Consider the following 24571-nt stretch of genomic DNA (forward strand, 5'->3'; position numbering starts at 1 on the left):
TCTGACCTGCCCCCAGTATTAGATACAACGCTCAGTTAGTAATGTCGGTTTGTTTACCTTCTAATTTTCCATTTCTCCAGCTTGCTGCAAATTCAGCCGGCGCCTGGTATTTCAGCGATGAATGAGGTCTGGACTCGTTATAATCCTGCCGCCAGCCATTAATGATTTTCCGGGCATGAAGAATATCGCTGAACCAGTGTTCATTCATGCATTCATCCCGAAAGCGACCGTTGAAACTCTCAACAAATCCGTTCTGCGTTGGCTTACCTGGCTGAATAAGTCGCAACTCCACACCATGCTCAAAGGCCCATTGATCGAGTGTGCGGCAGGTAAACTCCGGGCCCTTATCAGTTCTTATTGTCGCCGGATAGCCTCGAAAGAGTGCGATGCTGTCCAGAATACGCGTGACCTGAACCCCTGAAATACCGAAAGCAACGGTGATCGTCAGACACTCCTTCGTGAAATCATCCACACAAGTCAGGCACTTAATCCGACGTCCGCTGGCAAGTGCATCTATGACAAAATCCATCGACCATGTCAGGTTCGGCGCATCCGGGCGAAGAAGCGGAAGCCGCTCAGTCGCTAGCCCCTTACGACGTCGTCTGCGCTTCACACTCAGGCCGTTAAGGTGGTAAATGTGGTAAATGCGGTATACCCGCTTGTGGTTGACGTGAAGAACCTCCCGACGTAATAACTGCCGGATGCGCCGGTACCCAAAACGCCTTCGTTCGAGCGCCAGTTCTGTGATACGGCTTGATAAATGTGCATCAGCCGCCGGACGCTGAGCCTCATAGCGGCAGGTCGACAGGGACAAACCTGTTAGCCTGCAGGTACGACGTTGCGACAGACCGGCCGCTTCACACATAAACTCAACGGCTTCCCGCTTCTGGTCTGTCGTCAGTACTTTCGCCCCAGAGCCAGCTGCTCTTCCTCAAGCGACTTCAGGCGCTTAACCTCGGGCACCTCCATACCGCCATACTTCTTACGCCAGGTGTAAAAGGTGGCGTCTGAAATGGCATGCTTGCGGCAGAGTTCCCGGGCCGAAACCCCGGCTTCTGCCTCGCGGGGAATACTGATGATCTGTTCGTCAGAGAATCGCTTCTTCATGGGGGAGTCCTCATGTGGCTTCTGAAGACATTACTAACATCGCGGTGTGTTTATCAACGGGGAGCAGGTCACAACCCGTGCTGACTGTTCTTTAGTTTTTGCTCGTGCTTTAGCGGGTGACAACTCGGTGTATGTGCCTATGACCAGCGATCGCTGTTTGCCTGCAAAACGATAACGCAAACGCCAAAAGGGTACCGAGTAACTTTCTGGGAAGCATAAATACAGCCCACCACCATCAGAGCGACCAGCAAAATGCTCACCCGATTTTATCCATGCTCTGATTTGTAAGTATGTCAGTTTTGCCATGCTTATCTTGTCTCATTGCTATGTACATAAACTGCGTATCATAAATGCCAGTATGTACACGTCTATGTACATACGAAACACGCACTCTTGTGATACATCATGAGACTTTATAAAACAAAAAAAAACATGATTTACAATGGCCTTTTTATTCTGACGAGACTTAGTGAGACTACGCGAGATCGCGTGAAACGTTACTCGATGTTCTGAATCTGCTCGCGCATCTGCTCGATCAGCACCTTGAGCTCAATTGCCGAGGCGGTGATGTCCGCATTGATCGATTTCGACGCCAGCGTGTTCGACTCGCGGTTGAACTCCTGCATCATAAAGTCGAGGCGGCGGCCGACGGCTTCTTTCTTCTTCAGAATGTTGTAAGTCTCTTTTACGTGCGCATCGAGGCGATCCAGCTCTTCGGCTACATCAATACGCTGGGCCATCATCACCAGTTCCTGCTCAAGGCGATTGTTCTCCAGCTGAACCTCAGCTTCTTCCAGCTTGCTCACCAGACGCTCGCGCTGCCATTTCAGCACTTCTGGCATCTGTGCACGCACTTTACTGACCTGCTCGGTCACGCCCTGCAGTCGCTGTTCGATGAGCGCTTTCAGCGCGTTGCCTTCACTTTCACGCGCAATGATGAAATCGTCCAGCGCGCCATCCAGTGCTGCCAGCAGTTCCGCGTTGATGGCATCCAGATCCTGCTCCTGCGCGGTCATCACGCCCGGCCAGCGCAGAATATCCAGCGGGTTAATTGCGCCTTCATCACTCTGCATCTTCACCCAGTTCGCCGCCTGTACCAGCTGTTTAGCCAGCGACTCATTCAGCTGCAGCTCACCCTGAGCGCTGGCATCGGCGTCGAAGCGCAGGTTGCACTCGATTTTGCCGCGCGTCAGGCGGTTGCGGATGCGTTCGCGAATCACCGGCTCCAGGCTGCGAAACTGCTCCGGCAGGCGGATATAGGTTTCGAGGTAACGCTGGTTGACGGAACGCAGTTCCCAGGCGGCGCTGCCCCAGCTGCCTTTGGCTTCACGGCGGGCGTATGCGGTCATACTGCGGATCATAAGCTTCTACTCATTCAGGAAATGTTCTTCGAATTATAGCGAGGGTGCTCCCGGCATGATAGGCGTAAACGCACAGCAGGGTGCCAGGCCTTTGACAACCGCGTTTATTGTTATTTACCGATGTTTTCAGGCGATAAAAATATCAAGGTTGTGAATGCAGAGATAAATAACGTTTTAATCTGGCGAAAAAATAGCTACTGCGTGAATTGACCTGCGGTAATTATCGCCAGCTTGTGAACGGGCAGGGTTTTTCCCTTGATTAAAATCATTAAAACACTGATGCAAAGCTGTGAATTGTGTCAATCCATTGATTTTAATGGATTTAATAACCGTTAAAACATAATGGATTTGTGAGTGTTGTTTTTGATCATATATAACGAAAATACCGTTGCGCAGGGCAAAATTGATCTCTATCGTTGGCACCACTTGAGGACGACAACCACAAAAATGATGTGGACGGCCATCAGGAAAAATATAAGTAATTAAATTTTTCTATACACAGCAAATTGAATAAGACCGACGCAGAACGCGCTCCTTGTTTTATTCACCTAAATGGAAATCAGCAAATGAACATGAACAAAATCGTTGTGGCTTTAGGTCTGTCTATGTCTCTGGTGGCGGGTTCTGCGATGGCAGCAGGTGAAGGTAACGGTACTGTGACGTTTAAAGGTGCGATTGTTGATGCGCCATGCTCCATCGAACCAGGTTCAGTCGATCAGACGGTTGAGCTGGGTCAGATTTCCAACCTGGCGCTGAAAGACGGTGGCCGTTCTACACCGCGTCCATTCCAGATCAAACTGGAAAACTGCGACACCGCAACGAAGAAAGAAGTGACCGTGACCTTTGCCGGTACTGGCTCTCAGGTTATCCCGGGCAAACTGGCTATCACCGGTACTGCATCAGGCGCGGCGATCGGCATCAACTTCGGCGATACCGAAATTGAACTGGGTACCGCAACACCAGCGCAAAAACTGATGGACGGCAACAACCAGCTCTCCTTCGCAGCCTTCCTGCAGGGTGGCGGCGCTTCTGAGACTATCGTCCCGGGCGAATTCCAGAGCGTGGCTGACTTCGCACTGAACTATCAGTAATGGTCAGAGACTGGCGGGCTTCCTTGCCCGCCACTCTATCTTTTCGCTTAAGGAACTGCGGCGATGAGTCGTTTTATGCCTGCGGCGATAGTTTCGGCATCGGTGCTTTTCATCAATGACTGCCGCGCCGAACAGTTGATCGACCGCGGCCGCGTTGCGTTACGCGGCGCCATTCATCAGGGTGCCTGCGCCATTAAGGTCGATGATGCTGAACAAACCATCGCGATGGGGGTGCTGCCGCTGGCGCGCCTGCAGCGTGACGGTAAAGGGCCGGGTTTTCCCTTCTCTATCCAGCTGGTCAATTGTCCGGTGGAGTACAGCGCGTCGGGAGGCGTGGCACGCACCTTTTCTATCACTTTTGACCACGATGGCCCGCCGGGTCAGCAGCGTTTTGCTGTGTATGGCGATGCCAAAGGGGTAGAGCTGATGATTACGGATACGCAGGGCAACACCATTGCTCCCGGTGAGGCGCAGCCGATCGATCAGCATCTGACGCAGCAGCACGACCTGCGTTATCGGCTCACGCTGGTCAGCAACCAGCAGCAACTGCACTGCGGGAGTTACGCCGCCGCGATTCGGTTTCACATTAATTACAACTGATCTTTCACGGTTTACGGACACCGCTTGCCATGAAAAAGGCTTCATTAACTGCGCCAGCCTCATGTGCGCGCAGGCAGCGTATCAGGCTGACGCCGCTCAGCGTGGCGTTAATGTTAGCCCTCGGCTACAGTGCTCCGCTCTTCGCTGCCAGTGCGGTCTCATTCAACACCGATATCCTTGATCTCAACGATCGGCAAAACATCGATCTGTCGCAGTTTGCTCAGGCTGGCTACATCATGCCGGGCGAATACATGATGGAGCTGCGCGTCAACCAGACACAGATTCCGGAAATGCTGGTGCGCTACTACGCGCCCGAAAACGCGCCGAATGAAAGTCTGCCCTGCCTGACACCCGAAATGGTGGATAAACTGGCGCTGAAACCGGAAGTGCTGAAAAACGCGTCGTGGCTGCAGGATGGCCAGTGTCTGGCGGTGGATTCCATCTCCGGTATGCAGGTGCGCGGCAATCTGGGTGAATCTCGCCTCAGCATCACCATTCCACAGGCCTGGCTGGAGTACAGCGCCGCCAACTGGGAACCGCCGTCGCGCTGGGATAACGGCGTCCCGGGCCTGTTAATGGATTACAACCTGTTTGCCTCCACTACGCGTGCGCAATACGGCGCTAAAAGCCAGAGTGTGAGCGGCAACGGCACCGGTGGCGTTAACGCCGGTGCCTGGCGCCTGCGTGCGGACTGGCAGATGCAGCAAAATCGTGGCACGGGCAGCCATCGCCAGGAATTAACCTGGACACGCTTTTACGCCTATCGGCCGCTGCCTTCTCTCCAGGCGAAAGCCACGCTGGGCGAGAACTATCTCGATTCCGGCATGTTTGACAGCTTTCGCTATCTTGGTGCGGCGATCACCAGCGATGACAACATGCTGCCGCCCAACCTGCGTGGCTATGCGCCGGAAGTAACCGGTATCGCCAAAACCAACGCCAAAGTCACCATTAGCCAGCAGGGACGGGTGATTTATGAATCGCAGGTGGCTGCCGGTCCATTTCGTATTCAGGATCTCAATGATGCCGTCTCCGGCCAGCTTGACGTGCGCGTCGAGGAGCAGGACGGCAGCGTGCAGACCTTTAGCGTCGATACCGCCACCATCCCGTATCTGACCCGTCCGGGCCGCGTGCGTTACAAATTCGCCAGCGGCAAACCGGGCAGCGAAGAGCACAAAACGCAGGGGCCTACGTTTGCCACCGGCGAATTCTCCTGGGGGATCAGTAACGGCTGGTCGATGTACGGCGGCGGGCTGGCCGCCGGCAATTACAAAGCATTATCGATGGGTCTGGGACGCGATCTGCTGTTGCTGGGCGCCATTTCGTTTGATGCCACCCAGTCTCAGGCTGGCTTGCCGCAGCAGGGCAACAAAAGCGGCGGCTCTTATCGCCTGAGCTATTCCAAACGCTTCGAGGAACTTGATGGTCAGGTGACGTTTGCCGGCTACCGTTTTTCGCAGCGCAACTTTATGAGTCTGCCGCAGTATCTCGACGCGCGTTATCGCAACCAGCAGGTTTCTAACAGCAAAGAGCTCTACACCATTACGCTCAACAAGCATTTTCGCAGCCTGAACCTGAGTAGTTACCTCAGCTACAGCCATCAGACCTATTGGGATCGTGCCCCGCTGGATCGCTGGAGCTTTTCCACCTCGCGCTACTTTGATGTCGGTCGGTTTAAGAATCTGAGTTTAAGTCTGTCGCTCAACCGGACGCAATATAACGGCAAAAACGATGACAGCGTTTATCTCAACTTCAGTATGCCGATTGGCGGTGACAGCAGCCTGAGCTACAGCCAGCAAACCAGCGGTAAGCAGACTACCCACTCGGCCAGTTTTTATGACCGGCTGGACAGTAACAACAGCTACAGCCTGAGCGCCGGCCTCAATAACGATCGCCGTCAGTCGTTCAGCGGGTTTTACAGTCATCAGGGCAGTCTGACCAGCATGACGGCCAGCGCCAGCGCGCAGCAGGGTCAGTACCGCAGCGCCAGCCTGTCACTGCAGGGCGGTTTAACGCTCACGCCGCAGGGCGCGGCGCTGCACCGACTGGGCATGCCCGGCAGCACGCGTCTGATGGTCGATACCGATGGCGTCTCCGGCGTACCGGTCAACGGTGGTGGCAGTAACACGTATACCAATTTCTTTGGCAAAGCGGTGATTTCGGATGTGAACAGCTATTACCGCAACACCGCCAGTATCGATGTCACCGGACTGGCTGACAACGTGGAAGCGTCGCGCCCGGTAACCCAGATCACCCTGACCGAAGGCGCCATCGGTTACCGGCGTTTTGGTGTGATTAAAGGTATCAAAGCCATGGCCGCCATCCGGCTGGAAGATGGTAGCTGGCCGCCCTTTGGTGCCAGCGTCCAGAGTAACGGACGCGAAGTGGGCATTCTGGATGATGACGGCCTGGTATGGCTGAGTGGCATTGAGGCCGGTGCCAGCATGGATGTGCGCTGGAACGGCGAAACTCAGTGTCAGCTGGCATTGCCCGATCCTCTGCCGCAGCAGTTGCTCGACGAAGGACAGAACTTGTTATTACTTTGCACGCGCCGCGCCGCGCCTGCTTCTTCAACGTAAGGAAAGAGTTAATCATGCTGGTAAAAACGCTGAGCGGCGCCTTGCTGCTCTCCACGCTGACGCTATCGCTGCAGGCTCACGCGGCGATTGCGCTTGATCGCACCCGGGTCATTTTTAACGGTAACGAAAAAAACGTCTCACTGAATATCAGCAATGAAAACAAGCAGCTGCCTTATCTGGCGCAGGGCTGGATTGAAGACAGCAGCGGTAAAAAAATAACGTCACCGCTGGTGCTGCTGCCGCCGGTGCAGCGCGTCGAACCGGGCGAACGCAGCGTGGTGAAAGTGCAGGCGCTGCCAGCCATCAAGGCGCTGCCACAGGATCGTGAATCGGTGTTCTATTTCAGCATGCGTGAAATCCCGCCGCGCAGCGAGAAGAGCAACGTGCTGCAAATCGCGTTGCAGACGCGTATCAAGCTGTTCTATCGCCCGGAAGCGATCGTGGTGAGCAATCCGTCAGTGGTGACGCCATGGCAGGAAAAACTGACGCTGACGCGCAAGGGTGCACGCTACCAGCTGAATAATCCCACGCCTTACTTCATTACGCTGGTGGATGCACAGCCAGCGAAAGGCCAGTCGCTGAAGAAGAGCTTTGAACCGGTCATGGTCGCGCCAAAAACCAGTATCGATCTGGGCGTGAACGCAGCAGAACTGGGCAGCGCGCCGCTATTAACCTACATCAACGACTACGGCGGCCGTCCAACGCTGGCGCTGAAGTGTGCCGGCGACAGCTGCAGCGTCGTCAGTAACAAGGTGGAGCAGTAAGCGATGCGTGTGCTGTTGCTGGTGCTGACGCTGTTGAGCCTGACTCTGCAGGCGGCAACCAACGGCGTGGTGCATGTGTATGGCGCGCTGCAGGAGAGTCCATGCTGGCTTGACGTCGGTAACAATGATCAGGCGGCTGGCCTCGATACCACGCCGACCGCCGCGCTGCAACAGGTCGGCGAGCAGGTGATGAAGCAGGCGTTAACGCTGCATTTGCAGGACTGTCCGTACAGTATCCGCAATGTCGCCGATCCGCTATGGCTGCAACATGTGCCGTCCATCAGCATCGACTTTTTTGCCCCGCAAAGTCTGGCCGACCCGCAGCTGATTCGCGTACAGGGCTCTGACGGCGTGGGCCTGCAATTGTTTGATGAGAACCATCAGCCGCTGCCGCCCACCTTCCGCAATCTGCGCGTGCCGCTCAGCGCCGGCAGCAATGTGCTGAGCTGGCTGACGGTTGAGGAACGCACCGCGCTACCGCTGCAGCCGGGTGCCTGGTCAGCCAGCGGCCAGTTACAGGTGAACTATGACTAAGCATCGACTTGTTCCGTTGATGAAGTATTACAGCAGGCTGCTAATCGGTAGCCTGCTGCTGTGCATCTGCTGGCCGCTGCATGCGGTGGAGCTGCGCCTGCACGGTACGCTGATTGAGAATCCGCCCTGCACGCTGAATGACAACCAGAGCCTGATGATTGAGTTTGGCGATGCGCTGAGCGTGAAAAAGATCGATGGCGTCAACTATCTGCAGCGTAAGGCGATACCGGTCAAGTGCACCGAGGATCCGGGTGCGGCATTGCAGGTGCGTCTGACCGGTACCGCTTCCGGTTTCGACAGCAGCGCGCTGCTCAGCAGTGTGAGTGCGCTGGGTATTCGCTTTTATCTGGCCAGCAAGCCGCTGGCGGTCAACAGCACGTTGCCGATTGTTTTCCCCGGCACACTCGATCTCGGCGCGGTGCCGGTACAGCAGCCGGGCGTGACGCTGGAGGGTGGGGAGTTCACCGCCAGCGCGGCGCTGCTGCTGGAATATCAGTAAGGAGAGGCGATGAGAGCGGGCGTAATGCTGGTACTGGGATGGCTGCTGGTGTCACAGGCACAGGCGATAGAGATGCAGCTGCACGGCACGCTGGTGGCGGAACCCTGTTCGCTGGAGCCGGATCAGCAGCAGCTGGAGCTCAACTTTGGCGATATCGTTGCGAAATCGCTGTATCAGAATCCACGCACGCCGTCGCGTCCGCTGGTGATGCGTCTGAGCGGTTGTGATACCGAACTGGGTAAAGACGTCGAGCTGGTGTTCAACGGTATTGCCGATGCCGAGCAGCCCGATCTGCTGGCGCTGGCCGGTGATGCCGGTGCCAAAGGCGTGGCCATTGGCCTGAGTGATGCGGACGGAAAGCTGGTGCCCATTAACCGGGGCGTGATGCATTTTCCGCTGCAGCAGGGCGACAACCAGCTGCAGTTCAGTGCCTGGCTGCAGGCTTCGGCGAGCGCGATTGCCGAGCGCACCATTGAGCCTGGCAACGTATCGGCGATTGCTACTTTTTATCTGAACTATCCCTGAGTGCCTGTTATGTGGTTGATAAATCAACATATCACGTTTGACCCGGATCGGCGCCTGTTGCGCGATCGGCATGATAACGAGCTGCTGCTCAACCAGAGCAGCGCACGCTGCCTGGCGCTGTTTCTGCAAAAGCCGGGTGAGGTCATTAGCCACGAAACGCTGCTGGATGAAGGCTGGCGCAGCCAGGGGGTGCACGTGACGGAAAACTCGCTGCGCCAGATGCTATCGATGCTGCGCAAGCAATTTCTGCAACTGCGGGTTGAAGGAGAAACCTTTGTCACCGTTCATCGTCAGGGCTACCGGCTGCATGAGTCGGTGCGGGTGGAAGCCTGTTTACCGCTGGCTGAAGCCGTAGAAGAAGCGCGCATTGCGTCGGAAGCACGTATTCAGCCGCTGGTGACCACCCATGTGCACACGGCGCCGCTGCCGGTGATAGCGCCGCCGATCACCGCCACTGTGGCGGAGGAAATACCCGCTGCGGCGCCACGCAGCCGTTCCGGGCTGGTGTTAATCGGCATGTTGATCAGCGCAGTGCTGTTACTGGTGCTGGCCTTACTCGGCATTAAGGTGCTGGAGATTCGCGACGTGGTGACTGTGACCTATGCACCCTATCGCCACGTGCAGGGCCGGCAGTGGTATATCCAGGACGACTTCAGCGCCACCGAGCGTGAAGAGATCGATCAAAATCTGCAGCTGGTGAGTGACAGCATGGCGCGCTTTATCCAGCTGGCCGAAGAGGAACGCCACATTTATATCAACCGCACCAAGCTGGCTGACCGTTACAGCTGGTTTATCTGTCAAAACCCTATCGAGCAGAAGGATGCGTTATGTCGGTCAGCCATATATTTCGTCGCCGAGTAACCTGGGTGTTGCAGGGGGGATTACTGATGCTGGCGCTGGTACTGGCGGCCATCCTGATTTATCAGCTGTCACGTCGCATTCCCCATTGTGAAGCGGATTCGATTCTGATTTCCAGAGAGGCGGGACAGCTGGTGGTGTCGCACGGGCAGTGGAAAGTGCAAAACAGTCTATTTCAGGCCACCGGCAATTACAGCGGCATGATCAGTTATTACTCGCCACAACAGCAACTGCAGCGCCGCGAACCGGTTGATGTCTCTTTTGAACTGCGCCACAGCTTCTCCGGCGCCGCGCTGCGCAGCGAAACCACTGCTATCTCCTACAATCTCGCCAATCGCGCCTCACCACAGAATATTGAGCGCTATATCTCCGCCGGACTGGCGCCCGGCCATGTCAATTACGGCTGGATTTATCGTCTGCAGAATGTGCGTTATGTGATTGGCAATAATGCGAATCCGTCTGTGATTTGTAAGAAATAACATTATTTTTAAGCTTTAAAATTAAGGGCGCTACAAATGGGAAAATTAATTATTATCTTCATTTCTTTCACGATGATTAATTCGGTAGTCGCTTATGCAAGGAATGAAAACGCATGCTGGGGAGAACCCGTAAATATCACGGCAATTTCAGCAACTTCAATTGGCTCTTTCCCTTCTAATAGAAAAGGTACAGAGAAAAGAATTTTCTTTAAGACAGAGCCAACAACATTTCCTGGTTATTGTAATAAAAGTTTTGCGGGAACACCGAATGGCATGCATTATTATGGGGATATGAATCCATTATTTTCTCTTTCTGAGTTAAATCAAGGGTACTATAAATTAAGTGAAGATGTTGATATCAGAATATCTCTTGGGACAATTTATAAAAGTTATAAGTTTCCTATGATTCCTCCGAATTCTGTAAGCGGAGCTGTCAAGCCAAATGGTGTGGGTGAAAGAATATACGTTAATAATTTTTCAGCCGCAGGTGAGGGTTTTATAGATTTAGTACTTAGGCGGGATATCATTGGTGGGGCTATAATTATACCGGCTGGTGTAAAGCTCTACGATATGTATAGAGTTTTAACTATATCTCCATACCCACCTAAACCTGAAGATCCACTTCTTCAAGGTGTTATTATGGGCGGAGGAGTTATAATCCCAGTTCCTGTTGTCTGTAAAATTAATCAGGATAATCTAATTCAGGTAGAGTTTGGTAATTTAAGTATTGCAGCTGTTTCTGATTCTGAATCAAATCCGTCCTTCATCAAAGACATTCCTATTGACGTGTCGTGTAGTGAGAGTATCACAAAAAAGGTTGGAATAAAGCTGGTTTCAGAGTTCTCTCCATTTTCGAGTAATCTGGTGGCAACAAGTAATCAAAGTTTAGGTCTTGCCATGCTTCATAATGGGGTAATAATAAAGCCGTACGACTCTTTTCCAATGGATATATATGATGGGTTAGGTCATGCTGCCTTTAGTATATTTCCTGTAAAAAATAAAATGTCCAAGTTAGAATCAGGTGAATTTACTGCTTCTGCGATCTTAATTGTGACACCAGACTGAGCTCTGTTTAAATAAAGCATGATGGTTGTTGTATTGCACATTGTAAGTCTGGCTCGATTCTGATTTCTCAGGAGGCAGGTATCTTTTGCGATTCTTTGCAAAATAACAACGGTCTAATTTGATTGTTTTAAAATATTTGTGCGTGAATAGACTATGATGATTATTTTGTTGCGAAGGAAATATATATTATTTATTGCTAAGGCTTTTTTCATGAGCACCTTTTCTCATCAGGCTCATGCTGGTCTTGATTATGCCTGCTGGACTGACCCCTTAGCGGTAATGGTGTTGACATCAGGCCGTTTGGCTAGCTACACGCCTCCTAAAGAAGGAGCGAGTGGCAGGATATTCTTTGATGAATCATTAGGGTATTTTTCTGGCATATGTAACAACCCTGGAAAATATGAATGGAATAGTGTGCGTATCGAGGCTGACCTTGGCGCCTATTTCATCCCATCAGTTAAAAATAGCGGATATTACAGGCTCACCGATGAAGTAGACGTGAAGGTGCAAGTATATGCGCCAGACTGGTATCCTTATCCAGTGCGCTTCGAAGATGGTAGATATAAAGGTCCTGGTCGTGGGGTAATAAAGCCAGGTTTAGGTAGGGTTCATGATGTTTTTTCAACTGCTGGATATAACCTGACTGATTTTATTATAACTAAAGATATTGTGGGTGGAGCAATTTTTGTTCCACCCAATGTAGAGATTGCCACCATTTATACTATTGGATATGTAACGCGGCCTTATCCTCCGAGACCCGAAAAACCCTTGCTAAAAATCGTTATCGGACCTCACGGCATTATCATCCCGGTACCCATTGTCTGCGATATCAATAACGGCACGGATATTAACGTTGAATTTGACCGCATCGCGGTAAGCTCCGTTTCTGAATCAGTGTCCAATACCGCCAACTACAAAGATGTGCCGTTAGAAGTCAAATGCAGTTCCGCATTAAATCAGGAAGTCAATTTACGCTTAGTCGCCGGCACCACCTCTTTCTCGGATGAACTCATCGCCACCAACTATCCTGATCTGGGCATTGCAGTTAAACATAAAGGACAATTGCTCAAACCGATGGGCACTTCTGCTGTCCGGTTAATCAACGGCATGGCGTCAGAAGTTATCACCGTGTTCCCGGTGAAAAAGAAAGGACAACCGCTGAGCGGTGGTGAATTCAATGCTTCAGCAACATTGCTGATCAGCATGCCTTGATGATGCTTTAATCCGCGTTATTGATATTAATGTTAATTAATCTTTTTATGATGGTTAAAGTTAAACACTTATCAGAGGGAGATCGGCTTAACCTGCAGCGATACAGATTAACGGTGTTTGAAAATATTTTTCATCATCACAGCTCTGTGAATCACCATGATTCACGGGGGTTTTCACACCATTCACAGCTTTTTGGCCGTACATTTTCTGTAGCCAAAGTCTATCAACCATTATTCAACGAGACAGTTTTTGGCCTGTTTCGGCAATTGGGTTTGCTATGCTCTTTCTCTGTTTTATGTCGTGGTATCTGTCCGGACGAGACCCGCGCGTCACGCCACCTTTGCTGATGCAGCAATTTCTGCAGCGGCGGCGTCGGGGACAGTGCGGTGAGAAAGTCGCCTCTTTCCCTTTCGCTTCGCTGGCCTGTCTTATCTGTTTCCTCCCCACGCTGATTTATCTGCCCAACAGTGGTGGCAATGGCTTTGATCTGCCGCTGAATTTGCTCACTGCAGGCTGCCTCGCGCTGCTGGCGGCCACGCTGCTGTTGAGGAACTGGCGCCAGCCGCGCGATTTAATTGATGACAACGTCATGACGCATGCGCTGTTGCTGATGCTGTTTTGCTTTGCGCTGGCGGTGATCCTGCAGGAGAACGATAACGGACTGCTGACCGGCGTTATCCGGCTACTGGGGCTCAGTGCCATACTCATTCTGTGGCTGCTGCTGGGCCTGATGCCGCAGCTCTGGCAGCAGCGTCAGCGGATCATTGCCGGTATTGTGCTGCTCAGCACCTTGCAGGCGCTGCTGGCGATTGCGCAAACCTGTTTTCCGGCCCAGCTGCAAACGCTGATGGAGTTTCGCTATCACGCCGGCCAGATTCGCCCTTACGGTATTTTTCAGCAGTTCAATTTGCTGGCCAGCTTTCTGGCGACCGGTCTGGCGGCAACGGTCTGGCTCTGTCTGCAATCTGACATCAGGCACCGTTTCTTACTGCTGCCGGCAGTGCTGATCAACAGCCTGGCGCTGCTTCTGACGCAGTCGCGTACCGGTGCGTTTGGTTTTGCGCTGGCGCTGCTGGTGATGCTGCTGGTGTGCGATCGTCGCCAGCGCGCGGTAATCATCAGGATTGTCATGGTGATGGCGCTGGCCGTGCTGTGCGCCCTGCTGCTGCGCAATGAATTAGCGCCTGGCATGCGTGAATTTGCGGCGTCCGACCTGGCGCGCCAGCAGCTGCTGGAATACACGCTGCGCATGATCATGGAAAAACCGTTCAGCGGCTGGGGCTTTGGTCAGTTTGAGTATCATTTTTCGCGGATACGCATGGTGGACGCGATCCACCTGAAAGATTTCAACGCCACCCATCCCCATAACGAGTGGCTGTATAGCTGGGTGGAAGGCGGTGTTTTGCCGATGGTAGGCTTCACCGCCGTGTTGCTGGCATGGCTGACGCCGCTGTGGCGCTGGCGCAGTCAGCCGCAGCGCCTGATGCTGTGGAGTCTGACGCTGCCCGTCATGCTGCACACCATGGTCGAATTTCCGCTCTATCAATCGCTGCCGCATCTGTGGCTGCTGATGCTACTTACCCATCTGGCGTTACGTCAGCCCGAAGATCGGTCAATGATTGAACCTGCGACGCCGGGTCTGCCGTCGCGTATGCTGCGCCTGAACATGGCCGGCGGCGCGATTGCGCTGATGCTGTTTTTCTTCAGCGGCCTGCAGACCAACGCGCTGCTCACCCAGGCGGAGCGCGGTCAGTTCCTCTCGTATCCTTCACGCGATCAGCTGTGGAATCCGTGGATTCAGGGCGAGCGCTATGAGTTTGGCGAAATGGTGCATTGCCTGATGCGCTACAACCAGACGCGGGATGAGCGCCTGCTGGCGCGCTTTGTGCAGCAGTCGTCGCTGTGGCTGGAGCGCCATAACGATCTCAACGTGTTCCGTAATGCGGTGATGATTGAGTGGCATCTGCGTCACTATCAGCGATCGCGCAGGCTGCTGCGTCAGGCGCTGACTCTCTATCCGACAGATGAAAGCCTGCTGCAGCTGAAAGCAAAAATGATGACGGAATGGTCATCGGCGGCCTATGCTGTGACAGATGAGACAGGCAACTTCTGAGGCTAAGATGTTGAATAAATGGATGGGGCCGCTGGGCTTCGCCATGATGTTAAGTGGATGTCAGACTTCTCCGCCCACCCCGCAGGTTATTCCGCCGCATACCGCGCCCGTGGCCGTGTGCGGGGCCGGCGAGATGATGATGCAAACCACGCTGTGGTTTGATCTGCCGTCCCCCGCTGGCGCAGCGGGCTGGTCGCAGTTTGCTGAACGCGACATCACGCCGCACTTTCCCTCGCCGCTGACGATTTACGATGCCCGCGGCCCGCAGGGCAATCGCAAGGTACTGGTATTGCTTCATCCGGCGGATCGGGCCAGCTCCGAAAGCATTAACGCGCTGCGCGACAAGTTTAAACATCGTTTTGCGACACAACCGGTGACGCGTATCGACTCGCTGGTGTGCGCGGCGCTGTAACACGCGCTGGCTGCACGCGGGCAGGACAGCCGCCTGTGAAGTCCGTATAATGCGCAGCCAAACCCAAGCAAGCCGGAGAGAAACCATGCGTCCAGCAGGCCGTAGCACTTCTGAAGTGCGTCCCGTCACCCTCACTCGTCACTTTACCAAACATGCGGAAGGCTCGGTTCTTGTCGAGTTCGGCGAAACCAAAGTCCTGTGCACCGCGACCGTTGAAGAGGGCGTGCCGCGTTTTCTCAAAGGCAAAGGTCAGGGCTGGGTAACCGCAGAATATGGCATGCTGCCGCGTTCGACGCACAGCCGTATGGCGCGTGAAGCCGCCAAAGGCAAGCAGGGCGGACGTACGCTGGAAATCCAGCGCCTTATCGCCCGCTCGCTGCGTGCGGCGGTTGATCTGCAGGCGCTGGGTGAATTCACCATCACGCTGGACTGCGACGTGATTCAGGCCGACGGCGGCACGCGCACCGCGGCAATCACCGGTGCCTGCGTGGCGCTGGCGGATGCGCTGAACGCGCTGGTGGCGGCCGGTAAGCTGAAAGCCAGCCCGCTGAAAGGCATGGTGGCGGCGATCTCGGTCGGCATCGTGGCCGGTGAAGCGGTGTGTGATTTAGAGTATGTCGAAGACTCTGCCGCTGAAACGGATATGAATGTGGTGATGACCGAAGATGGCCGCATGATTGAGGTGCAGGGCACCGCAGAAGGCGAGCCGTTCAGCCATGACGAATTGTTGCAGCTGCTGGCGCTGGCGCGCGGCGGCATTGAGCAGCTGATTCAGGCGCAGAAAGCGGCGTTAATTGATTGATGTAACAGGCGACCACAGAGTCGCCTTTTCTTTATTTGAGGAGTGAGAAATGAAAGCCTGGCAGCGTCAGTTTATTGAGTTCGCCCTGAACAAAGGGGTGCTGAAGTTTGGTGAGTTTACCCTGAAGTCCGGCCGTAAAAGTCCCTATTTCTTTAATGCCGGTCTGTTCAATACCGGGCGCGATTTAGCGCTGCTGGGCCGTTTCTATGCGCAGGCGCTGGTGGATGGCGGCGTCGATTTCGACCTGCTGTTTGGCCCGGCCTACAAAGGCATTCCGATTGCGACCACTACCGCCGTGGCGCTGGCCGATCATCATGACCGCGATGTGCCGTACTGTTTTAACCGTAAAGAGGCCAAAGATCACGGCGAAGGCGGTTTACTGGTGGGCAGTCCGCTGCAGGGCAAAGTGATGCTGGTCGATGATGTGATTACCGCCGGCACGGCAATTCGTGAATCGATGGACATCATCAACGCCCACAACGCCACGCTGGCCGGCGTGCTGATCTCACTCGACCGCCAGGAGCGCGGCCGTGGCGAGATTTCCGCGATTCAGGAAGTGGAGCGCGATTATCAGTGCAAGGTCACGGCGATCATTACGCTGAGCGAGCTGATTGATTACCTGGCGGAGAAGCCAGAGATGGCCGACCATCTGGCGAAGGTGAAGGCGTATCGCAAAGAGTACGGTATTTAAGGTTTGCCGCGGTCGCCATTAATGGCGCCCCTACAGTCGCAGGATGCCAGGTCACAGGGTGCGCATTGATGCGCCCTGGTGGCGAAGGTCGGGGCGATTGCAAAGAGTACGGCATTTAAGGTTTGCTGCGGTCGCCATGAATGGCGCCCCTACAGTCGCAGGATGTTTGAGCGTAGGGTGCGCATTAAGGTACGACCGGGCACATGGGTAACAGATCAGACCGGGCACACAGGTAACACTTTTTGTGGTCAGTCGATCCGGATAATACGCTTTTCTGCCCGGTCATAATACGCAAGGATGAGCCTGTCGAAGAGGATGACGTCAATGCCGTCGTCCACTTCCAGGAACCGCACGTACTCGCCCCGTAACGCCGCGCTCAGGAAGGTCCGCCCGTTCAGCCTCAGGTCGCCTTTTTCACCGACTTTGTACAGCTTCGCCCCCTCCGGATAGCCCACCTCCGGCACTTTTCCGTTCCATTTCCGCGGTGAAGGCGTCCATATTTTTGCGGGCGGCTGCTGCCCGTGTGCCTCATGCGGCTTTTCCTGATTGAACTCGTTCCGCCATCCACTGCACCATGCCTGCTGCTCTGGCAGCGAGCCAAAGACGTCGTGATGGCTCATGGCGACCTTCAGCGACCGGTGCATCCGCTCGTGGCGGGCGTTCTGCCCCGGACAGCCCGGCGCGGTTCTTTCCGGCTGTATCCCCAGTTTTATCAGCCACACGCTCAGCTGCGTCAGCGCGAGGATGCCCGGCGCAACGAAGGGCGAGCCGTTGTCGGTGCGGATAACGTCGGGCAGCCCGCCTTCCAGGAAGGCCTTTTCCATGCAGCCGCGCACGAACACCGTGGTCTCCGACGTGCCCGGCTCGCAGGACAGCAGGTAGCGGCTGTGGTTATCGGTGAGCGTGAAGGGGCGGCACCAGCTGCCGTCTTTCAGGCGGAAGCGCCCTTTAAAATCAGCGCTCCAGACGTGGTTATTCCTCACGGGCGTCGTGAGACTGCGCAGGTTGCCCGGCGTTCGCTTGCGTGGCGTCCGCGGCTGAACCATTCCCGCCGCCTTCAGCAGGTCGCCGATGGTGCTGGCGGCGGGCACGATGAAGTCAGCGCCGTTGCTGAGGAACCAGTGGCGGATTTTTTTGGGCCCCCAGTCGGGGTGCTGCTGGCGGAACTGAACAAGGCGCGCGGCGATGTCGGGGGGGATTTTATCGGGCTGGAGATGGCGGGCGCGGGAGAGATTTTCAAGCGAGGAGAGCTCGCCGGGGTTAAAGCGGCTGAGCCACTTGTAGCCGGTTTTGCGGCTGATGCCGTGGCGGTGACACAGCTGCGTCATGGATTCCCCGCCTGCCTGGCAGGCGAGGATGAATTCAAGGCGTTGCATGGTAACAGTCTCAGTCCAGGGCATAGTGAGTCTCCTCTGCTATGCCGTTTATAACTGTTACCCATGTGCCCGGTCTAAAGTGTTACCCATGTGGCCGGTTTGTACCTTCATGCGCACCAGGTGGCGAAGGTCGGGGCGATCGCAAAGAGTACGGTATTTAAGGTTTAGCGCGGTCGCCATGAATGGCGCCCCTACAGTCACAGGATGCCTGGGCGTAGGGTGCGCATTGATGCGCACCTGGTGGCGAAGGTCGGGGCGTATCGCAAAGAGTACGGCATTTAAGGTTTGCTGCGGTCGCCATGAATGGCGACCCTACAGTAGCAGGATGTTTGAGCGTAGGGTGCGCATTGATGCGCACCTGGTGGCGAAGGTCGGGGCGTATCGCAAAGAGTACGGTATTTAAGGTTTAGCGCGGTCGCCAGCGCCGCACGATAGCGTAGCGGCGCAATTTATTGCGCGATGAATCGCGCCGCTACAAATCCGCTGTGCGTATTAAACCAGCTGTGCGGCAATCAACGGCCAGCGGCTGTCGAAATCGGCGGTCGGGCGATAACGGAACTCCGAGCGCACATAGCGTGACAGCAAACCTTCGCAGAACGCCAGCAGCTGGCTGGCGAGCAGCGTCTCATCGGTCTGGAAACCTTCGCCGTCGCGCATCTTCTTCTCTTTCATCACCTGGCGCAGCTGAACTTCGATACGCTCAAACAGCTGATTAATGCGCCCCTGCAGGCGATCCTGTTCAAACATCAGCGCGTGGCCGGTCAGGATGCGCGTCAGTCCTGGATTACGCTCACCAAATCCCAGCAGCAATTGCACGATCAGGCGCAGGCGCGCCATCGTCTCTTTTTCATCTTTCAGGATCAGATTGATGCGGGTAATCAGACTGTCTTCAATAAACTCAATCAGGCTATCAAACATGCGCGTTTTGCTGGGAAAGTGGCGATATAACGCCGCTTCCGAAACGCCAACATTGGCGGCCAGCTTGGCGGTGGTGATACGCTGACTGCCATCGCCCGACTCCAGCATTTGCGCCAGCGCCTGCAAAATCTCTTCGCGACGATTCCGTTTCGCGACTTTTTTTTCTGCCATGACCTTCAACACCCCTGAAATTCACCAAAAACAGGCAATACTGCCTTATCTGCCACAGATAAAGCGGCCTGTGGCGACAAGAAATAAAAAGATGGCTATGCGAAAAGTGAGCGTATTACTGACGGCCAGAGTGACCGAAACCGCCTGCGCCGCGATCGCTGGCGTCAAAATCTACCACCAGGTTAAATTCGGCCTGCACCACCGGTACAAACACCAGCTGGGCCAGGCGATCGCCAGGCTGCAGCGTGAAGCTATCCTGGCCACGGTTCCACACTGAAACCATCAGCTGGCCCTGATAGTCGGAGTCAATCAGCCCTACCAGGTTACCCAGTACGATGCCGTGTTTGTGACCGAGACCGGAGCGCGGCAGGATGACGGCAGCCAGTGACGGATCGGCAATGTGAATCGCCAGGCCGGTCGGAACCAGCGTGGTCATGCCCGGTGCGATTTCCAGTGCGTCATCAAGGCAGGCGCGCAGATCGAGACCCGCGGAGCCAGAGGTCGCATAGGTGGGTAGTGGGAATTCCTTGCCTACGCGCGCATCAAGTATTTTTACGTCGATTTTTTTCATCATAACGGCTGACAATCTCGTCTATTAATTGTTGGCCAAGGAGCGTCTTATCACTGAGCGGTAAGACTTTCTCTCCCTCCTGCCAAAAAAGGTGAAGAGCATTGGTGTCGCTATTGAAGCCCTGCCCGGCCTGCGCCACATCATTGGCGCAAATCAGGTCCAGGTTTTTCCGCACCCGTTTTTGCCGCGCGTATTCTTCCACATTCTGGGTTTCGGCAGCAAATCCCACCACGAAAGGGCGCTGCACTTTGAGCGCCGCGACGCCTGCGACAATATCCGGGTTCTTCACCAGCTGCAGCGTGACGTTATCATCGCCACCCTGTTTTTTAATTTTCTCTGCGGCAATGTTTGCCGCCCGGTAGTCTGCCACGGCTGCGCTGGCAATGAAAATATCTTGTTGGCTGATTTGCGCCATCACCGCCGCTTCCATCTCCAGTGCGCTGTTGACATCAATACGCGTCACGCCGGCGGGCGTGGCTAAGTTCACCGGACCAGAAACCAGCGTCACGTTTGCGCCGCGCTTCGCCGCAGCCGCGGCAACCGCATAGCCCATCTTGCCGGAGCTGTGATTACTGATATAGCGCACCGGATCCAGCGCTTCTCGGGTCGGACCGGCGGTGATCATAATGTTGAGATGTTGCAGATCGTTGACGGGCGCGGCCCACTCCAGCGCATGCGCAACGATGGCCAGCGGGTCCAGCATGCGGCCCGGGCCGATATCACCGCACGCCTGGCTGCCGCTGTCCGGTCCCCAGATCAGCACGCCGCGCTGCGCCAGACGCTGCAGATTCTCCTGCGTGACTGCCGCGCGGTACATCTGCTGGTTCATGGCCGGCACGATGGCGACCGGTGCCGCACTGGCCAGGCAGGCGGTGGTGACCAGGTCGTTTGCCATGCCGGCGGTAATGCGTGCAATCAGATCGGCGGTTGCGGGCGCGAGCACAATCAAATCGGCCCATTTTGCCAGTTCGATATGGCCCATTGCCGCTTCGGCCGCCGGGTCGAGCAGGTCATCAAACACTGGATAGCCGGAAACCGCCTGCAGGCTGAGTGGCGTAATAAAGGCTTTGGCCGCATCGGTCATCATCACGCGGACATCCGCGCCGCGATCGCGCAGACGGCGCACCAGTTCCGGTGCTTTATAGGCCGCGATGCCGCCGCTGACGCCCAGCAGAATTTTTTTTCCGGCTAATCCCATCATGTTGTTTGCCTCACTTCAACGCAGAGTGCCGCGCCTGGCGCGACAGATGCAGGCAACTTTATCACAAAATCGGCGACCCGCCTTTTCACTGCCTGCGCCCTTTGCGAGCCGGCTCTGGAATTTGTCATGCGCCGCTGGTGGCCTGCAATGCACCGGCGCAGAATGGCGGCATTGCAGGGAGGGCGGAACGATGACGGAACTGGCACCACGGGAAAAACTGACGCTGCTGGGCGCCGAGGCGCTAAGCGATGCCGAACTGCTGGCGATCTTTTTACGTACCGGTACGCGCGGCAACAGCGTCATGGGGCTGGCGCGGCTGATGCTGAACGAGTTCGGTTCGCTGTATCGCATCATGACCGCCAGTAAAGAGGAGCTGGGGCAGATAAAGGGCGTCGGCAGCGCCAAAATGACGCAACTGCATGCCATTGCGGAACTGGGGCGGCGCTTTTTTGCCAGCCAGCTGGCGCGCGAAAATGTGATGGAGAATCCGCAGGTCACGCGCCACTACCTGCAAAGCGTGCTGGCACATCAGGAGCGTGAAATCTTTATGGCGCTGTTTCTGGATAACCAGCACCGCGTTTTGCAGGCGCAGAAGATGTTTTCCGGCTCCATTGCCAGCGTGGAAGTGCATCCGCGTGAAATCGTGCGTGAGGCGCTAAAGCTCAACGCGGCGGCGGTGATACTGGCGCATAATCATCCGTCCGGCATGGCGGAACCGAGCCGTGCCGATCGCGAGATTACCAGCAAGGTGGCGCAGGCCTGCGCGCTGCTGAATATCCGCTTATTAGATCATCTGGTGATTGGTCACGGCGAGTTTACCTCTTTCGCCGAGCGCGGCTGGCTGTAATTCGCGGCGTCAACTGGGCAGAAATCCGGCGTTTTTGCGCGATCCGGAGGGATCTTTATCTGTTCGGGACTTGAGCACTTCGGCTTAGCGGCGTATACTACGCCACCTTTGAGAATCTCGGGTTTGGCGTTTGGGCCAGCTTAGCGGGTTCACATGGAACTCGCCTGGGCGGGCTAAGGCCTGACGAGGCGGCCAAAACCTAGTTTTTAAAGCTCGAGCTGATTTGATTTTTGGAGAATAGAAATGTCACGAGTCTGCCAGGTAACTGGAAAGCGTCCGGTGACCGGTAACAACCGTTCCCACGCAATGAACGCGACGAAACGCCGTTTCCTGCCGAACCTGCACTCTCACCGTTTCTGGGTTGAGAGCGAGAAGCGCTTCGTTACTCTGCGTGTATCTGCTAAAGGTATGCGTGTTATTGATAAAAAGGGCATCGATACGGTTCTGGCCGAAATCCGCGCCCGTGGTGAGAAGTACTAAGGAACTGAATCATGGCTAAAGGTATTCGTGAGAAGATCAAGCTGGTTTCCTCTGCTGGTACAGGTCACTTCTATACCACCACGAAGAACAAACGTACTAAACCTGAGAAACTGGAACTGAAAAAGTTCGATCCGGTTGTACGTCAGCACGTGATCTACAAAGAAGCCAAAATTAAGTAATTTTGGTGTTCTTGCGAAAAACCCGGCTCCGGCCGGGTTTTTTGTTTCTGCGCTACGTTGAGGAGATGAGATGCCTGAATTACCTGAGGTAGAAACCAGCCGACGCGGTATAGAACCTCACCTGGTGGGAGAAACCATTCTGCATGCCATTGTGCGCAATCCGCGTCTGCGCTGGCCGGTTTCCCATGAAATCCATGCGCTGAGCGACCAGCCGGTGCTCAGCGTACAGCGCCGCGCCAAGTATCTGCTGCTGGAGCTGCCGCACGGTTGGATCATCATTCATCTTGGCATGTCCGGCAGCCTGCGCGTTCTGCCCGGCGAACTGCCGGCTGCGAAGCACGACCACGTCGATTTGGTGATGAGCAATGGCAAAGTGCTGCGCTATACCGATCCGCGGCGTTTTGGCGCCTGGCTGTGGACTACCGATCCGGAAGGCAGCAGCGTGCTGGCGCACCTCGGGCCGGAACCGCTGAGTGATGTCTTCAGCGGCGGGTATCTGTATGAAAAGTCGCGCGGCAAACGCACGGTGATCAAGCAGTGGCTGATGGATAACAAAGTGGTGGTGGGCGTGGGGAACATCTATGCCAGCGAATCGCTATTTACCGCCGGGATCTTACCCGATCGTCCGGCGATGAGCCTGAGTGAAGCGGAAGCGGAACTGCTGGCGAACACCATCAAAGCCGTACTGCTGCGTTCAATTGAGCAGGGCGGCACCACGCTGCGTGATTTCCTGCAGACCGACGGTAAGCCAGGCTATTTTGCGCAGCAGTTGCAGGTGTATGGACGCACTGGCGAGCCCTGTCGCGCCTGCGGTACGCCGATCCTCAGCGGTAAACACGGTCAGCGCAGCACCTTCTGGTGTCCACGCTGCCAGCACTGATTACGGCTGCGCCAGCTTCGCCAGCAGCGCCTGATGCACCACGGCAGGCAGAAATGCCTGCACGTCACCCTGATGGCGCGCCACTTCCTTGACCAGCGACGACGAGACAAACGAGAAGCCTTCGGACGGCATCAGAAACACGCTCTCCAGCGTGGGCAGCAGATGACGGTTCATGTGCGCCAGCTGCAGCTCATACTCAAAGTCCGATACCGCACGCAGACCGCGCACCAGCACGTTCGCGTTCTGCGCCTGGGCAAAATTCGCCATCAAATCGCTAAAGCCAACCACCTCAACATTTGGCAGATGGGCCGTAACCTGGCGCGCCAGATCGACACGTTCATCAAGGCTAAACAGCGGCTTCTTACTCGGGCTGGCGGCAATTGCCAGCACGATGCGATCAAACATCTGCGCTGCGCGCGTGACGATATCCAGATGGCCCAGCGTCATCGGGTCAAACGTGCCGGGATAAATCGCTTTAGTGCTCATACGCGGCCCTGTGTTGAGGTGTGATGCAGCGCCCAGAGCGCCGAGTATTTATTAAAGGTGTATTGTGCGTTGACCACCGCCAGAATCCAGCCCTGTTTACCATCGAGAAAACCGGCGCGCAGCAGCAGTGTCTTAATAAACGCGCCTGCGGTGTGGCTGAAAACAGAGAGAATACTGCAGCGCTTACCGCGCTGAAAGCGCTCCTGCGCCCAGGCTTCGGCATAGTTCATCTGCTTGCGCTGGAAGGCGATCAGGTCGCGGCAGGTCAGGTGCTGCAAATCACCCGGCAGCGCCACCACCGGCGTGCCCTGCGTCTCCAGCGATTCGTGCACCAGATTGTCGTTATAGCGCAGATGGCGCGGATAGAGGCGCAGCACGCGGTCGGGATACCAGCCGCTGTGGCGCATAAAGCGGCCGAGAAACAGATTACTGCGGCCGAGGCTATAAACCTTATCGCTGGGTGGCTGTGTCAGCACCTGCTCAATGGCGCGGCGCAGTTCTGGCGTAACCCGTTCATCGGCATCCAGCATCAGAATCATATCGCCGCTGGCAAAGGCCTGTGCGCGCTGACGCTGCTTACCAAAGCCGGCCCAGCCGTCTGCCTGATAGACCTGCGCACCGTGCGCGCGTGCCACCTCGATGGTCGCATCGCTGCTGCCCGAATCCAGCAGAATGATTTCATCTGCCCAGCTGACGGAAGCCAGCGCCTCCGGAAGGAGTTCAGCTTCGTTTTTGGCGATCATCACCACGGAGAGACGTTGGCGTTGCGACAT

At 55.5% G+C, this 24571-nt stretch carries 27 protein-coding genes and 1 pseudogene; 19 read left to right on the top strand and 9 right to left on the bottom strand.

What is annotated here, in order from left to right:
- Nucleotides 1-31 precede the first annotated feature (31 nt).
- The 3 genes and pseudogenes from FT726_RS14210 to FT726_RS14220 form a co-directional block, all read right to left on the bottom strand.
- Nucleotides 32-1107 (bottom strand): IS3 family transposase gene (locus FT726_RS14210; RefSeq protein WP_346302949.1). Its coding sequence is split into 2 segments (ribosomal slippage): nt 32-903 and nt 903-1107, totalling 1077 coding nucleotides; the frame shifts between segments, so codons are not numbered across the junction.
- A gap of 72 nt (nt 1108-1179) precedes the next feature.
- Nucleotides 1180-1413: pseudogene (locus FT726_RS14215) on the bottom strand (Arm DNA-binding domain-containing protein); the annotation flags it as partial.
- A 191-nt stretch (nt 1414-1604) separates the two neighbouring features.
- Nucleotides 1605-2468: a YicC/YloC family endoribonuclease gene (locus FT726_RS14220; protein WP_021507096.1), complete on the bottom strand. Its 864-nt coding sequence runs from the start codon at nt 2466-2468 to the stop codon at nt 1605-1607.
- Between the two features lie 566 nt (nt 2469-3034).
- Here FT726_RS14220 and FT726_RS14225 point away from each other — a divergent pair.
- The 15 genes from FT726_RS14225 to pyrE all read left to right on the top strand — a co-directional run bounded on the left by FT726_RS14225 (nt 3035) and on the right by pyrE (nt 16689).
- Nucleotides 3035-3559 (top strand): fimbrial protein, encoded by a 525-nt coding sequence (locus FT726_RS14225; RefSeq protein ID WP_021507095.1) that lies wholly within the window; start codon nt 3035-3037, stop codon nt 3557-3559.
- 63 nt (nt 3560-3622) lie between these two features.
- The gene (locus tag FT726_RS14230; RefSeq protein ID WP_346302950.1) at nt 3623-4159 is read left to right on the top strand and encodes a fimbrial protein; all 537 of its coding nucleotides are present in this window, start codon (nt 3623-3625) and stop codon (nt 4157-4159) included.
- Nucleotides 4160-4188: 29 nt separating this feature from the next.
- Nucleotides 4189-6735 (top strand): outer membrane usher protein, encoded by a 2547-nt coding sequence (locus tag FT726_RS14235; protein ID WP_346302951.1) that lies wholly within the window; start codon nt 4189-4191, stop codon nt 6733-6735.
- 14 nt (nt 6736-6749) lie between these two features.
- Complete coding sequence (locus FT726_RS14240) at nt 6750-7499, top strand: fimbria/pilus periplasmic chaperone (protein ID WP_104094259.1); 750 nt, start codon at nt 6750-6752, stop codon at nt 7497-7499.
- 3 nt (nt 7500-7502) lie between these two features.
- The gene (locus FT726_RS14245; protein ID WP_132466155.1) at nt 7503-8033 is read left to right on the top strand and encodes a fimbrial protein; all 531 of its coding nucleotides are present in this window, start codon (nt 7503-7505) and stop codon (nt 8031-8033) included.
- The gene (locus FT726_RS14250; RefSeq protein ID WP_081035969.1) at nt 8026-8532 is read left to right on the top strand and encodes a fimbrial protein; all 507 of its coding nucleotides are present in this window, start codon (nt 8026-8028) and stop codon (nt 8530-8532) included. The genes FT726_RS14245 and FT726_RS14250 overlap by 8 nt, the downstream gene beginning before the upstream one ends.
- A 9-nt stretch (nt 8533-8541) precedes the next feature.
- Nucleotides 8542-9057 (top strand): fimbrial protein, encoded by a 516-nt coding sequence (locus FT726_RS14255; protein WP_241798853.1) that lies wholly within the window; start codon nt 8542-8544, stop codon nt 9055-9057.
- A 9-nt stretch (nt 9058-9066) separates the two neighbouring features.
- A complete protein-coding gene (locus tag FT726_RS14260; protein WP_241798854.1) occupies nt 9067-9918 on the top strand; it encodes a winged helix-turn-helix domain-containing protein in 852 nt (283 codons plus the stop codon).
- The gene (locus tag FT726_RS14265; RefSeq protein ID WP_127833493.1) at nt 9885-10394 is read left to right on the top strand and encodes a hypothetical protein; all 510 of its coding nucleotides are present in this window, start codon (nt 9885-9887) and stop codon (nt 10392-10394) included. The genes FT726_RS14260 and FT726_RS14265 overlap by 34 nt, the downstream gene beginning before the upstream one ends.
- A 36-nt stretch (nt 10395-10430) precedes the next feature.
- Nucleotides 10431-11459 carry a fimbrial protein gene (locus FT726_RS14270; protein WP_215480744.1) on the top strand — a complete coding sequence of 343 codons (1029 nt, stop codon included), beginning with the start codon at nt 10431-10433 and terminating at the stop codon, nt 11457-11459.
- A gap of 153 nt (nt 11460-11612) precedes the next feature.
- Nucleotides 11613-12671 (top strand): fimbrial protein, encoded by a 1059-nt coding sequence (locus tag FT726_RS14275; RefSeq protein ID WP_215480745.1) that lies wholly within the window; start codon nt 11613-11615, stop codon nt 12669-12671.
- A gap of 277 nt (nt 12672-12948) precedes the next feature.
- Nucleotides 12949-14784: a PglL family O-oligosaccharyltransferase gene (locus FT726_RS14280; RefSeq protein WP_241798856.1), complete on the top strand. Its 1836-nt coding sequence runs from the start codon at nt 12949-12951 to the stop codon at nt 14782-14784.
- A 7-nt stretch (nt 14785-14791) separates the two neighbouring features.
- On the top strand, nt 14792-15196 hold the full coding sequence (locus tag FT726_RS14285; protein ID WP_136546208.1) for a DUF3574 domain-containing protein: 405 nt from the start codon (nt 14792-14794) through the stop codon (nt 15194-15196).
- 85 nt (nt 15197-15281) lie between these two features.
- Nucleotides 15282-15998, top strand: coding sequence for a ribonuclease PH (gene rph, locus FT726_RS14290; RefSeq protein ID WP_021507082.1), 717 nt, complete (start codon nt 15282-15284; stop codon nt 15996-15998).
- Between the two features lie 49 nt (nt 15999-16047).
- Complete coding sequence (gene pyrE / locus FT726_RS14295) at nt 16048-16689, top strand: orotate phosphoribosyltransferase (RefSeq protein WP_021507081.1); 642 nt, start codon at nt 16048-16050, stop codon at nt 16687-16689.
- Between the two features lie 248 nt (nt 16690-16937).
- Here pyrE and FT726_RS14300 read toward each other — a convergent pair whose 3' ends face one another.
- From FT726_RS14300 to coaBC, 4 genes are all read right to left on the bottom strand, one after another.
- On the bottom strand, nt 16938-18065 hold the full coding sequence (locus FT726_RS14300) for a DDE-type integrase/transposase/recombinase (protein ID WP_288421092.1): 1128 nt from the start codon (nt 18063-18065) through the stop codon (nt 16938-16940).
- Nucleotides 18066-18557: 492 nt separating this feature from the next.
- Nucleotides 18558-19154 (bottom strand): nucleoid occlusion factor SlmA, encoded by a 597-nt coding sequence (slmA, locus tag FT726_RS14305; protein WP_021507079.1) that lies wholly within the window; start codon nt 19152-19154, stop codon nt 18558-18560.
- 115 nt (nt 19155-19269) lie between these two features.
- Nucleotides 19270-19728 carry a dUTP diphosphatase gene (gene dut / locus FT726_RS14310; RefSeq protein WP_288421242.1) on the bottom strand — a complete coding sequence of 153 codons (459 nt, stop codon included), beginning with the start codon at nt 19726-19728 and terminating at the stop codon, nt 19270-19272.
- On the bottom strand, nt 19697-20926 hold the full coding sequence (gene coaBC, locus FT726_RS14315) for a bifunctional phosphopantothenoylcysteine decarboxylase/phosphopantothenate--cysteine ligase CoaBC (RefSeq protein ID WP_104094253.1): 1230 nt from the start codon (nt 20924-20926) through the stop codon (nt 19697-19699). The genes dut and coaBC overlap by 32 nt, the downstream gene beginning before the upstream one ends.
- Before the next feature lie 190 nt (nt 20927-21116).
- On the opposite strand from coaBC, the gene radC reads away from it, so the two are divergent.
- The 4 genes from radC to mutM all read left to right on the top strand — a co-directional run bounded on the left by radC (nt 21117) and on the right by mutM (nt 23312).
- Nucleotides 21117-21773, top strand: coding sequence for a DNA repair protein RadC (gene radC / locus FT726_RS14320; protein WP_021507076.1), 657 nt, complete (start codon nt 21117-21119; stop codon nt 21771-21773).
- 243 nt (nt 21774-22016) lie between these two features.
- The gene (rpmB, locus tag FT726_RS14325) at nt 22017-22253 is read left to right on the top strand and encodes a 50S ribosomal protein L28 (protein ID WP_010616494.1); all 237 of its coding nucleotides are present in this window, start codon (nt 22017-22019) and stop codon (nt 22251-22253) included.
- Nucleotides 22254-22264: 11 nt separating this feature from the next.
- Entirely contained in the window at nt 22265-22432 is a 168-nt protein-coding gene (gene rpmG / locus FT726_RS14330; protein WP_001051798.1) for a 50S ribosomal protein L33, read from the top strand.
- A 70-nt stretch (nt 22433-22502) separates the two neighbouring features.
- Complete coding sequence (mutM, locus tag FT726_RS14335) at nt 22503-23312, top strand: bifunctional DNA-formamidopyrimidine glycosylase/DNA-(apurinic or apyrimidinic site) lyase (RefSeq protein ID WP_150361005.1); 810 nt, start codon at nt 22503-22505, stop codon at nt 23310-23312.
- Here mutM and coaD read toward each other — a convergent pair whose 3' ends face one another.
- Both coaD and FT726_RS14345 read right to left on the bottom strand, forming a co-directional pair.
- Entirely contained in the window at nt 23313-23798 is a 486-nt protein-coding gene (coaD, locus tag FT726_RS14340) for a pantetheine-phosphate adenylyltransferase (RefSeq protein WP_021507073.1), read from the bottom strand.
- Nucleotides 23795-24571 (bottom strand): glycosyltransferase family 2 protein, encoded by a 777-nt coding sequence (locus FT726_RS14345; protein WP_010616498.1) that lies wholly within the window; start codon nt 24569-24571, stop codon nt 23795-23797. Before FT726_RS14345 ends, coaD begins: the two co-directional genes overlap by 4 nt.

The organism is Pantoea sp. Morm (genome assembly GCF_016643525.1).
GTDB lineage: Bacteria > Pseudomonadota > Gammaproteobacteria > Enterobacterales > Enterobacteriaceae > Pantoea > Pantoea dispersa.